The 12,773-nt window shown below is 68.2% G+C and carries 11 protein-coding genes; 9 read left to right on the plus strand and 2 right to left on the minus strand.

Going from position 1 to position 12,773, the window contains the following annotated elements; translation table 11 throughout:
* Positions 1 to 138: 138 nt before the first annotated feature.
* On the minus strand, positions 139 to 1,173 hold the full coding sequence (tdh, locus tag ASD72_RS05135; protein ID WP_175502042.1) for an L-threonine 3-dehydrogenase: 1,035 nt from the start codon (positions 1,171 to 1,173) through the stop codon (positions 139 to 141).
* A gap of 184 nt (positions 1,174 to 1,357) precedes the next feature.
* Between tdh and ASD72_RS05140 the strand changes: the two genes are divergently transcribed.
* The 8 genes from ASD72_RS05140 to ASD72_RS05175 all read left to right on the plus strand — a co-directional run bounded on the left by ASD72_RS05140 (position 1,358) and on the right by ASD72_RS05175 (position 10,418).
* The gene (locus ASD72_RS05140) at positions 1,358 to 3,526 is read left to right on the plus strand and encodes a S46 family peptidase (RefSeq protein WP_056878874.1); all 2,169 of its coding nucleotides are present in this window, start codon (positions 1,358 to 1,360) and stop codon (positions 3,524 to 3,526) included.
* A 109-nt stretch (positions 3,527 to 3,635) separates the two neighbouring features.
* Positions 3,636 to 4,280, plus strand: coding sequence for a histidine phosphatase family protein (locus ASD72_RS05145; RefSeq protein ID WP_056878875.1), 645 nt, complete (start codon positions 3,636 to 3,638; stop codon positions 4,278 to 4,280).
* 42 nt (positions 4,281 to 4,322) lie between these two features.
* Positions 4,323 to 5,135 (plus strand): energy transducer TonB, encoded by an 813-nt coding sequence (locus tag ASD72_RS05150; protein WP_056878876.1) that lies wholly within the window; start codon positions 4,323 to 4,325, stop codon positions 5,133 to 5,135.
* A gap of 10 nt (positions 5,136 to 5,145) precedes the next feature.
* Entirely contained in the window at positions 5,146 to 6,411 is a 1,266-nt protein-coding gene (gene folC / locus ASD72_RS05155) for a bifunctional tetrahydrofolate synthase/dihydrofolate synthase (protein WP_056878877.1), read from the plus strand.
* Between the two features lie 67 nt (positions 6,412 to 6,478).
* Positions 6,479 to 7,480: an SPOR domain-containing protein gene (locus ASD72_RS05160; protein WP_056878878.1), complete on the plus strand. Its 1,002-nt coding sequence runs from the start codon at positions 6,479 to 6,481 to the stop codon at positions 7,478 to 7,480.
* A gap of 37 nt (positions 7,481 to 7,517) precedes the next feature.
* Positions 7,518 to 8,129 (plus strand): CvpA family protein, encoded by a 612-nt coding sequence (locus ASD72_RS05165; RefSeq protein WP_056878879.1) that lies wholly within the window; start codon positions 7,518 to 7,520, stop codon positions 8,127 to 8,129.
* A 6-nt stretch (positions 8,130 to 8,135) separates the two neighbouring features.
* Complete coding sequence (gene purF / locus ASD72_RS05170) at positions 8,136 to 9,605, plus strand: amidophosphoribosyltransferase (RefSeq protein ID WP_056878880.1); 1,470 nt, start codon at positions 8,136 to 8,138, stop codon at positions 9,603 to 9,605.
* A gap of 15 nt (positions 9,606 to 9,620) precedes the next feature.
* Complete coding sequence (locus ASD72_RS05175; RefSeq protein ID WP_056878881.1) at positions 9,621 to 10,418, plus strand: ferritin-like domain-containing protein; 798 nt, start codon at positions 9,621 to 9,623, stop codon at positions 10,416 to 10,418.
* A 110-nt stretch (positions 10,419 to 10,528) separates the two neighbouring features.
* Here the strand turns inward: ASD72_RS05175 and lpxH are convergent, their stop codons facing one another.
* Complete coding sequence (gene lpxH, locus ASD72_RS05180; protein ID WP_056878882.1) at positions 10,529 to 11,266, minus strand: UDP-2,3-diacylglucosamine diphosphatase; 738 nt, start codon at positions 11,264 to 11,266, stop codon at positions 10,529 to 10,531.
* 89 nt (positions 11,267 to 11,355) lie between these two features.
* Here lpxH and gltX point away from each other — a divergent pair, with 89 nt between their 5' ends.
* A complete protein-coding gene (gene gltX / locus ASD72_RS05185) occupies positions 11,356 to 12,762 on the plus strand; it encodes a glutamate--tRNA ligase (protein ID WP_056878883.1) in 1,407 nt (468 codons plus the stop codon).
* Positions 12,763 to 12,773: the final 11 nt, after the last annotated feature.

Here is a 12,773-nt window from a genome sequence, read left to right on the forward strand (position 1 = left end):
CATGCTGAAACTAAAAGGGCTGAGCCCGGTGCAGTACCGAACCCAGCCCTTGGCAGCGTAAGCTACAAACCGACCGTCCAACATTTGGGGGTCAGTTCATCGCGGCGCCCTTTCTTTTTCCGCCGATGCCGGTGGCGGTCAGTTCCAGCTCAGGACCACCTTGCCGGCCTTGCCCTGTTCCATCAGGTCGAAGCCCTTCTGGAAATCGTCGATCGGCAACTGGTGGGTCAGCACCTTGCCCAGCGGGAAGCCGCTCAGCACCAGTTGCGTCATCTTGTACCAGGTCTCGTACATCTTGCGGCCGTAGATGCCCTGCACCGTGAGGCCCTTGAAGATGATGCGGTCCCAGTCCACGCCGGCGCCTTTGGGCAGGATGCCGAGCAGGGCGATCTTGCCGCCGTGGTACATGCAGTCGAGCATGTCGTTGAAGGCGCGCGGGTTGCCGCTCATCTCCAGGCCCACGTCGAAGCCCTCCATGTGCAGGTCGGCCATCACGTCCTTCAGCGACTGGTTGGCCACGTTGACCACGCGGGTGGCGCCCATGTCGGCGGCCAGTTTCAGGCGGAAATCGTTGACGTCGGTGACCACCACGTTGCGCGCGCCGATGTGCTTGCAGATGCCCGCGGCGATGATGCCGATGGGGCCGGCGCCGGTGATCAGCACGTCCTCGCCGACCACGTCGAATTCCAGCGCGCAGTGCGCCGCATTGCCGTAAGGGTCGAAGAACGCGGCCAGTTCGCTCGGGATCTGATCGGGGATCGGCCACAGGTTGCTGGCGGGCATCACCATGTACTCGGCGAAGGCGCCGTTGCGGTTCACGCCGATGCCGACCGTGTTGGGGCACAGGTGCTGGCGACCGCCGCGGCAGTTGCGGCAATGCCCGCAGACGATGTGGCCCTCGGCCGATACGCGCTGGCCGACCTCGTAGCCCGTCACCGCGGAACCCAGCTGTGCGATGCGGCCCACGAACTCGTGGCCGATGGTCAGGCCGGGCTTGATCGTGCGCTGGCTCCACTCGTCCCACAGGTAGATGTGCAGGTCGGTGCCGCAGATGGCGGTCTTCTCCAGCTTGATCAGCACCTCGTTGGGACCGGGCTGCGGGACAGGCAGCTCTTCCATCCAGATGCCCTTGCCGGCCTCGCGCTTCACCAGCGCCTTCATCGTCTGTGTCATCGGACGTGGATCCAGGGAAATGAGGGCGCGGATTATACGCCCCGGCCCCGCGCCGCCCTGTTGCAGGGCGGCTTGACAGGCGCGGACGCCGTGCGAGCCGGGTGCGGTAGGACGAAAGTCATGGATCGGCTGCGATGACAGGTTCATTACAATTCGGAACTTTCCTGTCAGTCCCGGGGTTTCCATGCGTCCGAACCTGCTCGCCGCCGCCATCGCGGTCCCGCTGTCCCTGCTTGTCGCCCAGGTCGCCCGGGCGGGCGAGGGCATGTGGGTGCCGCAGCAACTGCCCGAAATCGCCGGGCCGCTGAAGAAGGCTGGCCTGAAGCTGTCGCCGCAGCAGATCTCCAACCTGACCGGCGACCCGATGGGTGCCGTGGTCGCGCTGGGCGGCTGCACCGCCAGCTTCGTGTCGCCCAACGGCCTGGTGGTCACCAATCACCACTGCGCCTACGGCGCCATCCAGTTGAACTCCACGGCCGAGAACAACCTGATCAAGAACGGCTTCAGCGCGCCCGCGACCGGCGATGAAGTCAGCGCCGGACCGAACGCACGCGTGTTCGTGCTGGACGAAATCACCGACGTGACCAAGGACGCGCAAGCGGCCATCGCGTCCGCCGGCAGCGATGCGCTGGCGCGCACGAAGGCGCTGGAAGCCTTCGAGAAGAAACTGATCGCCGACTGCGAGGCCGACGCCGGCTTCCGCTGCCGCTTGTACAGCTTCTCCGGCGGCAACACGTATCGCCTGTTCAAGAACCTGGAAATCAAGGACGTGCGCCTGGCGTACGCGCCCCCGGGCAGCGTGGGCAAGTACGGCGGCGACATCGACAACTGGATGTGGCCGCGCCACACCGGCGACTTCGCGTTCTACCGCGCCTACGTGGGCAAGGACGGCAAGCCGGCCGCGTTCTCGAAGGACAACGTGCCGTACCGGCCGAAGCACTGGCTGAAGTTCGCCGACCAGCCGCTGGGCGCGGGCGACTTCGTGATGGTGGCCGGTTACCCGGGTTCGACCAACCGCTACGCGCTGGCCGCCGAGTTCGACAACACCGCGCAGTGGACGTACCCGACCATCGCGCGCCACTACAAGAACCAGATCGCGATGGTGCAGGAAGCCGGCAAGAAGAATGCCGACATCCAGGTGAAGTACGCCGCCACCATGGCCAGCTGGAACAACACCAGCAAGAACTACGACGGCCAGCTGGAAGGCTTCAAGCGCATCGATGCGGCCGGCCAGAAGCAGCGCGAGGAAGCCGCGGTGCTGGCATGGCTGAAGGGGCAGGGCGCGAAGGGCCAGCCGGCGCTTGACGCGCACGCCAAGCTGTTGACCCTGCTGGAGCAGAACAAGGCCACGCGCGAGCGCGACCTGACCCTGTCGATGTTCAACAACACCGCGATGGTCGGTTCCGCCACGCAGCTGTACCGCCTGTCGATCGAGCGCGAAAAGCCGAATGCGGCGCGCGAGTCCGGCTACCAGGAACGCGATCTGCCGGGCATCGAGGGCGGCCTGAAGCAGCTGGAACGCCGCTACGTGCCGGCGATGGACCGCCAGTTGCAGGAGTACTGGCTGGGCGAATACCTGAAGCTGCCCGCCAACCAGCGTGCCGCCGCCGTGGACACATGGCTGGGCGGCAATGACGCCGCGGCCGTGAAGCGCGCGCTCGACCGCCTGGCCGGCACCAAGCTGGGCACCACCGAAGAGCGGCTGACGTGGTTCGCTGCCGACCGCAAGGCCTTCGAGGCCAGCAACGATCCGGCGATCCAGTACGCGGTGGCGGTGATGCCGACGCTGCTCAAGCTCGAGCAGGAGCGCAAGACGCGGACCGGCGAGAACCTGGCCGCGCGCCCGGTCTACCTGCAGGCGCTGGCCGACTACAAGAAGAGCCAGGGAGAGTTCGTCTATCCGGACGCCAATCTGTCGCTGCGCATCACCTTCGGCAACGTGATGGGCTACACGCCGAAGGACGGCGTGGCGTACACCCCGTTCACCACGCTGGAAGGCGTGGTCGCGAAGGAGACCGGGCAGGATCCGTTCGACTCGCCGAAGGCGCTGCTCGATGCCGTAGCCGCCAAGCGCTACGGTGGGCTCGAGGACAAGCGCATCGGTTCGGTGCCGGTGAACTACCTGTCCGACCTGGACATCACCGGCGGCAACTCCGGTTCGCCGGTGCTCGACGCGCACGGCAAGCTGGTGGGCCTGGCGTTCGACGGCAACTGGGAGTCGGTGAGCTCCAACTGGGTGTTCGACCCGAAGATGACCCGCATGATCGCCGTGGATGGCCGCTACCTGCGCTGGATCATGCAGGAGGTCTACCCGGCGCCGCAGTTGCTGAAGGAAATGGGCGTCGGCAAGTAACAGCTGCAACGGTCGCCAGACACCGGACGGGAGCGGTTATCATCCGCTCCCGTCTTCGTTTTCGGCCCAAGGAAACGATGCCGTTTCTCCCGAATGGACACACCGACGCATGCGCATCCTGCTTGCCCGCCATGGCGAAACGCCGTGGAACGCCGAAGGCCGCTACCAGGGCCAGATCGACATCCCGCTCTCGCCGGTCGGCGAAGGGCAGGCGAACGCGCTGGGCCTGCGCCTGAAGGACATCCGCATCGACCGCGCCGTGGCGTCGCCGCTGGCGCGCGCGCAGCTGACCGCGCGCCTGGCCCTGGGTGAAGCGCGCGCCGACATGCTGCAGACCGATGCCGACCTGCAGGAGATCGCGCACGGCGAGTGGGAAGGCCTGCTGGCCAGCGAGATCCAGGACAAGGATCCCGCACGCCTGCTCGCCTGGCGCGAGGAGCCCGATACCGTACTGATGCCGGGCGGCGAATCGCTGCGCCAGGTGCTGGACCGTTCCTGGCGCGGCCTGGCGCGCGCCGCGGAGGGCCTGGGCGACGACGACACCCTGCTGATCGTCGCGCACGATGCGGTCAATCGCGTCCTGCTGTGCCGCATCCTCGGCCTGCCGATCGCCAAGCTGTGGACCTTCCGCCAGGCGCCGACCACGCTCAACCTGCTGGAAGGCCCCTCGGTCGAGCAGTTGGAGGTCGTACGCCTCAACGACTGCGCGCACCACACGCCGTTCTTCGGCGAAGCGAAGCACCGCGCGCTCTAGCAGTGCGCTACGCTCCGGCAGGGAGCGAATCGGGGGAGCGCGATGAAAGCCTGGATCCTTGTGCTGGCGGTGATGCTGGCGTCGCCGTCGATCGCTATCGGGGCAGCGGAAGACATCGGCGCCCATGCCCTGACGCGGGTGCCTCCGAAGTATCCGTCCGAGGCGGCGCGGGCGGGCGTGACCGGTACGACGGTGCTGATCATCAGCGTCAGCGCCACGGGTGCGATCGAGAACGTCCTGGTCGAACGCTCTTCCGGTAACCGCATGCTCGATACGGCCGCGATCGATGCGATCAACGAATGGACCTTCGCGCCGGCGATCGAGCACGGCAAGCCCGCCCGGGGCCGTGTGCGCGTGCCGGTGGACTTCGACATGGGCGACGAGGACGCGCCGATACGCGACGCCGTCGCCGATCTGCCGCATCGCCTGCGCGTGCCCCCCGTGCTGCCGGACGCGTCCGGTACCGTGCCGCAGTTCATCGAGGATCCGCTGCCACTGGAAGCCGGTAGCGTCGCGGCGATCGTGGCGTTGCTGCAGGCGCAAGGTACGCCGATCGACCTGCCGGAACTGCCCCCGGGTGTTTCGCTCTACACCCTCGAAGGGGAGAGCGGCAGGACCCAATGGGAGGTCTACACCGGCGAGATCCCGCACGCGCCCTCGGTGGTGCGCAAACGCATGACCCAGGATGGAACGCACGGCTTCACGGTGACCCGTCCGCTGTGCGAGTCGAAAGATGCGGAAGCCTGCGCGCGCTTGCTGGCCTACGTCCAGCGGCCCGCACGCCAGCGGGCCGTGCCCTTGAAAGCGCCTGCCGGCCAGGCCGACGGTACGAAGGGCGTGACGCCTGGGCGATAATGCCGCCCGTATGCGCACCCTCGACGACTGGCTTTCCCATATCGAACAACAGCACGCCCGGTCCATCGACATGGGCCTTGAGCGCGTGCGCGACGTCGCCACGGCCATGGCGCTCGGAAAGCCGGGCGCACGCGTCATCACCGTCGGCGGCACCAATGGCAAGGGTTCCACCGTGGCCTTCATCGAGGCCATCGCGCGCGCTGCGGGCTGGAGTGTGGGCGCCTACACCTCGCCGCACCTGCTGCGCTACAACGAACGCGTGCGCATCGACGGCATCGAAGCCGACGACGCATCGCTGGTCGCTGCGTTCGAAGCGGTCGAAGCCGCGCGCGGCGACACGCCGCTGACGTATTTCGAGTTCGGCACGCTGGCCGCGCTGTGGCTGTTCGAGCGCGCGGGCCTGGACCTGGCCGTGCTCGAAGTCGGCCTGGGCGGCCGGTTGGATGCCGTGAATCTCGTCGACCCCGACGTGGCCGTGATCACGACGGTCGATATCGACCACACGGACTGGCTGGGCGAGGACCGCGAGGCCATCGGCCGCGAGAAGGCGGGCATCGCCCGCGCCTGGAAGCCGTTGGTGCTGGGCGAAGTGGACTCGCCGTCCAGCGTGCTGCGCCATGCCTACGCCATCGGTGCGAATGCGCTGCGGTTGGGCAGCGACTTCTTCCACGAGCCCATCGACAGCCAGCAGTGGCGCTGGCGGGACGTCAGCGCCGACCTGGTGTTGCCGGTGCCCGCGCTGTCGGCGCCGGCCCAGCGGGCGAACGCCGCCAGCGCGATCGCCGCGTTGCGCGCACTGCCGGGCGACGCGATGTCCGACCAGGCCTTCGCAGAGGGCGTCGCGAACGCCGCGTTGCCCGGGCGGCTCCAGCACGTGTCGCATGAGGGCGTGGACGTGGTGCTCGACGTCGGCCACAACCCGCAGGCCGCGCGCGAACTGGCCGCATGGCTGCAAGTGCATCCGATCCCCGGGCAGACCCGCGCGGTGTTCGCCGCGCTCGCGGACAAGGACGTGGTGTCGGTCGTGGCGTCGTTCGCAGGCCTGCCGCTGCAGTGGCACCTGGCCGGACTCGAGGCCGGTCCGCGCGCGCAGTCGGCCGATCAGCTCGCGGCACGGCTGGAGGGCACGGCGGCGGCGCGGGCACATCGACACGCGGGCGTCGCCGATGCCCTGCATGCCGCGCTCGCGTCATCGCGGCCCGGCGACCGTGTGCTGGTGTTCGGCTCGTTCCATACCGTCGCCGACGCGATGCAGGCGCTGCATTCAGGTCGATGACGGGGAGCGGCCTGAACCGCGCCGTATAATCGCGCCGGCATTCCCGCCGCTGCTGCCCTGGACCTGGATGGATACCGCCCTGAAACAGCGCCTGATCGGCGCCGTCGTGCTGGTCGCGCTGGCCGTCATCTTCCTTCCCATGCTGGTCAAGGGGCCTGCCCCTGACAGCGGTGTGTCCGACGTGCCGCTCGAAGTGCCCGCCGCACCCGATGGTGAATACGAAACACGTGAGCTGCCGCTGGTCACGCCGGGCAACGCACCGGCCAATGGCGCGGTCGGACTCGAAGGGCAAGTGGCCGCGCCCGCCGCAGAGCCGGCGCCCGCCGAGGGTGCGCTGCAGCCGCCGACGACCGCAGGCGGCGATTTCGCGGTCAGTTTCGGCGCTTATGCCACCCAGGCCGATGCCGACGCCGTGCTGGCCCGCGTGAAGCAGGCCAAGCTGCCCGGCTTCGTCGAACCCGCCACGATCAATGGCAAGCAGGCGTTCCGCGTGCGCGTGGGGCCGTATGCGGACCGTGCGCAGGCGGAAGCGGCGCGGCTGGATGCGATCAAGGTGCGTGGCGACGTCAACGCGCAGGTGGTCACGCTGGACGCGGCCGCGCCAGGCAGCACGCCAGCGCCCGCACCCGCGCCGTCCGTCACGGCCGCCGCGCCCTCGACGCCGGTGGTGACCACGCAGGCCCTGCCGCCCGAGCCGGCCAAGCCGGTCGCCAAGCCCGCGCCGACGGAATCCAAGCCGGTCGCCACCGAGACGAAGCCGGCCACGACGCCAGTCACCAAGCCCGCCGCGCCCGCGCCCAAGCCGGCAGAACCTGCCAAGCCCGCGGCCGCCGGCGTCGGCTACGCCGTGCAGTTGGGCGCGTTCTCCAATCCGGCCGATGCCAACAAGCTGCGCGACCGCGTTCGGGCCGCCGGCTTCAGCGCGTTCGTCGAACAGGTGCGCACCGACAAGGGCACCCTCAGCCGCGTGCGGGTAGGGCCGGTGGCCGACCGTGCCGAGGCGGACCGCCTGAAAGCGCAGGTGGCCTCGAAGGTCGGCATCGACGGCATGGTGCGTCCGCACCCCTGATGCCGATCCTCGTCGCCGTGGTCGCAGGGCGTGCCGCGTGAGCGCGCTCGACCTCACCCTGCTGGCCATCATCGGCGTCTCGACGCTGTTCGGGCTGATGCGCGGCTTCATCGGGGCGCTCGCCTCGGTGCTGGCCTGGCTGCTGGCGGGCTGGGTGGCATTCCACTACGGCGCCGAGGTGGCGGCCTGGCTCTCCGATGACGGTCCGCCGGGATCGGCGGATCTGCTCGGCGGCTATGCGCTCGCCTTCGTCGGCGTCATGGTCGTGGTGGGCGTGACGGGCTGGCTGGTCCGGAAGATGGTGAAGTCCGTGGGTCTTTCCGGCGTCGACCGCGCGCTCGGCCTGGCGCTGGGGCTCCTGCGTGGCGCCTTCATCGCCTGCATCGTGTTGCTGCTGGTGGCTTTCACCGACATGCCGCGCGAACCTGAATGGAAGCGTTCATCCGTCGTGCCGGTGCTGCTGCCGGGCGCGCAATGGCTTTCACGCTGGTTACCGGAATGGACCGTGCAGGAACTGGACTTTGGCAACGGCGTTCCGGCGGGCGATAATACGCACCTGCAACCCTTGCCCCTGCCGCTGGACGACTCCGGCGCATCGCAGGAGCGCGTCCCCCCGCCAGCAGCTTCGCCCGAGTCGAAACCGGAGTAGGTCACCATGTGCGGCATCGTCGGAATCGTCGGCAACCAGAACGTTGCCGGCCAGCTTTATGACGGGCTGACCGTCCTCCAGCATCGCGGTCAGGATGCGGCCGGCATCGCCACGGCCGACGGCACGCGGTTGCGCGTGCACAAGGACAACGGGCTGGTGCGGGACGTGTTCAACGCCAAGGCGATGAGCGTGCTGGAAGGGCGCGTGGGCATCGCCCATTGCCGCTATCCCACCGCCGGCTCCGAGGGCATGGACGAGGCGCAGCCGTTCTACGTCAATTCGCCGTACGGCATCGCGCTGGCGCACAACGGCAACCTGATCAACACCGACAGCCTGCGCCAGGACGTGTTCGCGCAGGATCGCCGCAACATCAACACCGATTCGGACAGCGAAGTGCTGCTGAACGTGTTCGCGCACGAACTGGACCTGCAGCGCACGCTCACCCCGGAAGCGGCGATCCGCGCCGTGGCCGGCGTGCACCGCCGCGTGAAGGGCGGTTACGCGGTCGTCAGCGTGGTGCTGGGCCTGGGCCTGGTGGCCTTCCGCGACCCGCACGGCATCCGTCCGCTGGTGCTCGGCAAGCGCGAGCACAACGAAGGCACCGAATACATCATCGCGTCCGAATCCGCCGCGCTCGACATCCTCGGGTTCGCCCGCGTGCGCGACGTGCAGCCGGGCGAGGCCATCGTCATCACCGCGCGCGGCGAGATGTTCAGCGAGATCGTCGCCGAGCCGCAGGAGCACGCGCCCTGCATCTTCGAGTACGTGTACTTCGCGCGCCCGGATTCGATGATCGACAACGTGTCGGTGCACAAGGCGCGCATGCGCATGGGCGTCAAGCTGGGCGAGAAGATCCTGCGCCTGCGCCCCGACCACGACATCGACACCATCATCCCGATCCCGGACACCTCGCGCGATGCCGCGCTGGAAATCTCCAACGTGCTGGGCGTGAAGTACCGCGAAGGGTTCATCAAGAACCGTTACGTGGGCCGCACGTTCATCATGCCGGGGCAGGGCGAACGGGTGAAATCGGTGCGCCGCAAGCTCAACCCGATCAACCTGGAATTCCGCAACCGCGTCGTGCTGCTGGTCGACGACTCCATCGTGCGCGGCACCACCTCCAAGCAGATCGTGCAGATGGCGCGCGACGCCGGCGCGCGCAAGGTCTACCTGGCCAGCGCCGCGCCGCCGGTGCGCCACCCGAACATCTACGGCATCGACATGCCGGCCGCGGACGAACTCGTCGCGCATGGCCGCAGCGTCGAGGAAATCGAGAAGCTGCTCGGCTGCGACTGGCTGATCTACCAGGACCTGGACGATCTCGAGGCCGCCGTGCGCGAGGGCAATCCGAACCTGCCGCGCTTCGATTCCTCCTGCTTCGACGGCAACTACGTCACCGGCATCGAAACCGGCTATTTCGAGCGCATCGAGCAGATGCGTTCGGACGAGGCCAAGCGCAAGCGCCGCGTCGGCTGAGCCGGCGCCCGCGGCATGGCCACGCTGTTCGAGGCCGCGCACGCCTGCCTCGCCGCGACCGATGTCGATGAGAAGGTGGGCCTGACGCAGCGCTACGCCGATGCGTTCCGGCGCGGTGAACTCGACGTACCCGACGACGCACCTGCGCCCGAGCCGATCCGGATGCCCGGGCGCCCGGCGAAGCCGCGCCTGGTGCATCCGCGCGACCTGCCACGGCGTGGCCTGGGCAGCGTGCAGGGACGTGCGGCCTTCATCCACGCCATCGCGCACATCGAACTCAACGCCATCGATCTGGCCTGGGATGCGGTGTACCGCTTCCGCGGTCTTCCCGCAGCGTTCTATGCCGACTGGGTGCAGGTGGCGCACGATGAATCGCGCCATTTCGTGCTGTTGCACGATCGACTGCGCGAACTCGGGTATGCCTACGGCGACTTCGATGCGCATAACGGCCTGTGGGAAATGACCGAGAAGACCGCCCATGACGGGCTCGCGCGGATGGCCCTGGTGCCGCGCGTGCTGGAGGCGCGTGGCCTGGACGTGACGCCCGGCATGATCGTGAAGCTGCGCGACCTCGGCGACGAGCCGACCGTCGCGATCCTCGACGTCATCCTCCACGAGGAAGTCGCACACGTGGCCGCGGGGTCACGCTGGTTCCGCTGGTATTGCGAACAGCGCGGCATCGAGCCACGCGCGCGCTTCCGCGAACTGCTGAGGGAATACGCGGGCGGTTACCTGCATGGCCCCTTCAACATCGAAGCGCGTCTGATGGCGGGCTTCGACGAGGATGAGCTGGCGGCACTGGAAGCGCCGTGACGTCGAGGGTGGAACAGGTGCGGGAGCGACGTAAGTCGCGATGACGGCACCGCGGCAGTTCATCGCGACTTACGTCGCTCCCACAACGGAACTCGCTTGCGCGCGAGACCTCAGAGAGCTTCCAGCGTCATCCCATCCTGCTCAACGCGCAACACCGAGCCCTGGTGGTACCAGTCGCCCAGCACGATGCGGCGGCACGCCCGGTCGTTGACCGACAGGGGGTGGACCGCAGGCCGGTGCGTGTGGCCGTGGATCAGCGTGTCGATACCGAACTGGGCCAGCGTGGCATCCACCGTCGCCGGCGTCACGTCGGTCAAGGTTTCGAACTGCGCTTTGTCGTTCTGCTTCATGCCGCCCTGGTGTGCGGCGCTGGCGGCGCGTGCCTGCGCCGCGAAGGCCAGCCGGGCGGCCAGCGGCTGCGCCAGGAACTGTGCCTGCCAGGCCGGGTTGCGCGTCTGCGCACGGAAGGCCTGGTAGGCGACGTCGCCCGTGCAGAGCAGGTCGCCGTGCATGAGGATCGCCGGCTTGCCGTAGAGCATGACGACGGCGGGATCCGGCAGGATGCGCATGCCGGCCCGGCGCGCGAACGCGTCGCCGACCAGGAAATCGCGGTTGCCGCGGATGAAGAACACCGGTACCCCGGCGTCGGCGACCTCGCGGATCCGGGCGGCCACGAAGGCACCGGTCTCCGACGGGTCGTCATCGCCGACCCAGGCCTCGAACAGGTCTCCCAGGATGTACAGCGCCTCGGCGCGACCGGCTTCCGCCTGCATGAACGTGCCGAACAGCTCGGTCACGGCGGGGCGCTCGGTGTCCAGGTGCAGATCGGAGATGAAGAGCGTGGTCATGCGGGGATTCTAAGCCCTCGCCCTGAATGAGCAGGGGAAACGCGGCGCGCGCGGGTTAAAATCGCCGTATTCCGTCCATCGAGTCCCCCATGGCCTGCCGTACCCGCTTCGCCCCCAGTCCCACCGGCTACCTGCATATCGGCGGCGCCCGCACGGCGTTGTACTGCTGGCTGGAAGCCCGCCATCGCGGGGGCGACTTCATCCTGCGCATCGAGGACACCGACCGCGAACGCAGCACGCAGGCCGCGATCGACGCGATCCTGGACGCGATGGAATGGCTGGGCCTGGGCTACGACGAAGGCCCGATCTACCAGACCCGTCGTATCGACCGGTACCGCGACGTGGCCGAGCAGCTGGTGTCGGCCGGCAAGGCTTACTACGCCTACGAAACGCGCGAAGAGCTCGACGCCATGCGCGAGGCCGCGATGGCGAAGCAGGAGAAGCCGCGCTACAACGGCGCCGCACGCGAGCAGGGGCTGCCGCACCGCGACGATCCGAACCGCGTCATCCGCTTCAAGAATCCGCTCGACGGCGTGGTCGCCTTCGACGACCTGATCAAGGGCCGTATCGAGATCGCCAACAGCGAGCTCGACGACATGGTGATCTTCCGCCCCGACGGCTACCCGACGTACAACTTCGCCGTGGTCGTGGACGACTGGGACATGGGCATCACCGAGGTGATCCGCGGCGACGACCACATCAACAACACGCCACGCCAGATCAACATCTACGAAGCGCTGGGCGCGCCGGTGCCGAAGTTCGCGCACATGCCGATGATCCTGGACGAGCAGGGCGCCAAGCTGTCCAAGCGCACCGGTGCGGCCGACGTGATGCAGTACAAGGACGCCGGCTACCTGCCGCACGCGCTGATCAACTACCTGGCGCGGCTGGGCTGGTCGCATGGCGACCAGGAACTGTTCTCGCGGCAGGAGCTGATCGACCTGTTCGACGTGAAGGACGTGAACTCCAAGGCCGCGCGCCTGGACATGGCCAAGCTCGGCTGGGTGAACCAGCATTACCTGAAGACGGACGCGCCAGCGGACATCGCGCCGCATTTGGTCTACCAGCTGGAGAAGCTGGGCGTGGATCTTTCCGTGGGCCCGGCGCCCGCCGACGTCGTCGTCGCCTTGCGCGACCGCGTGCAGACGCTGAAGGAAATGGCCGAGAAGGCCCTGGTCTGGTACCAGCCGCTCGAGACGTACGACGATGCCGCGGTCGCCAAGCACCTGGTGGCGGCCGCACATGCGCCGCTGGCCAAGGCGCGCGAGTCGTTGGCGGCGTTGGGTGACTGGACCGCCGAAGCCGTGGGCGTGGCGCTGCACGATGCGGCAGGCGCGCTCGGGATCGGCATGGGCAAGGTCGCCCAGCCGTTGCGCGTGGCCATCACCGGCAGCCAGGTCAGCCCCGACATTTTCCACACCGTCTACCTGGCCGGCCGCGACGAAGCCTTGAAACGCATTGACGCCGCACTTATCAAGACCGGTGTGACCGCCTGATCCCGGACCGC

Source organism: Pseudoxanthomonas sp. Root630 (genome assembly GCF_001427585.1).
GTDB lineage: Bacteria > Pseudomonadota > Gammaproteobacteria > Xanthomonadales > Xanthomonadaceae > Pseudoxanthomonas_A.

Excerpts from the sequence above, each read along its gene's own strand:
- ASD72_RS05140 (WP_056878874.1), top strand. The coding sequence starts at position 1,358 with ATGCGTCCGAACCTGCTCGCCGCCGCCATCGCGGTCCCGCTGTCCCTG.
- ASD72_RS05160 (WP_056878878.1), top strand. The coding sequence starts at position 6,479 with ATGGATACCGCCCTGAAACAGCGCCTGATCGGCGCCGTCGTGCTGGTC.
- lpxH (WP_056878882.1), bottom strand. The coding sequence starts at position 11,266 with ATGACCACGCTCTTCATCTCCGATCTGCACCTGGACACCGAGCGCCCC.
- ASD72_RS05175 (WP_056878881.1), top strand. The coding sequence starts at position 9,621 with ATGGCCACGCTGTTCGAGGCCGCGCACGCCTGCCTCGCCGCGACCGAT.
- folC (WP_056878877.1), top strand. The coding sequence starts at position 5,146 with ATGCGCACCCTCGACGACTGGCTTTCCCATATCGAACAACAGCACGCC.
- gltX (WP_056878883.1), top strand. The coding sequence starts at position 11,356 with ATGGCCTGCCGTACCCGCTTCGCCCCCAGTCCCACCGGCTACCTGCAT.
- tdh (WP_175502042.1), bottom strand. The coding sequence starts at position 1,173 with ATGACACAGACGATGAAGGCGCTGGTGAAGCGCGAGGCCGGCAAGGGC.
- ASD72_RS05150 (WP_056878876.1), top strand. The coding sequence starts at position 4,323 with ATGAAAGCCTGGATCCTTGTGCTGGCGGTGATGCTGGCGTCGCCGTCG.
- ASD72_RS05145 (WP_056878875.1), top strand. The coding sequence starts at position 3,636 with ATGCGCATCCTGCTTGCCCGCCATGGCGAAACGCCGTGGAACGCCGAA.
- purF (WP_056878880.1), top strand. The coding sequence starts at position 8,136 with ATGTGCGGCATCGTCGGAATCGTCGGCAACCAGAACGTTGCCGGCCAG.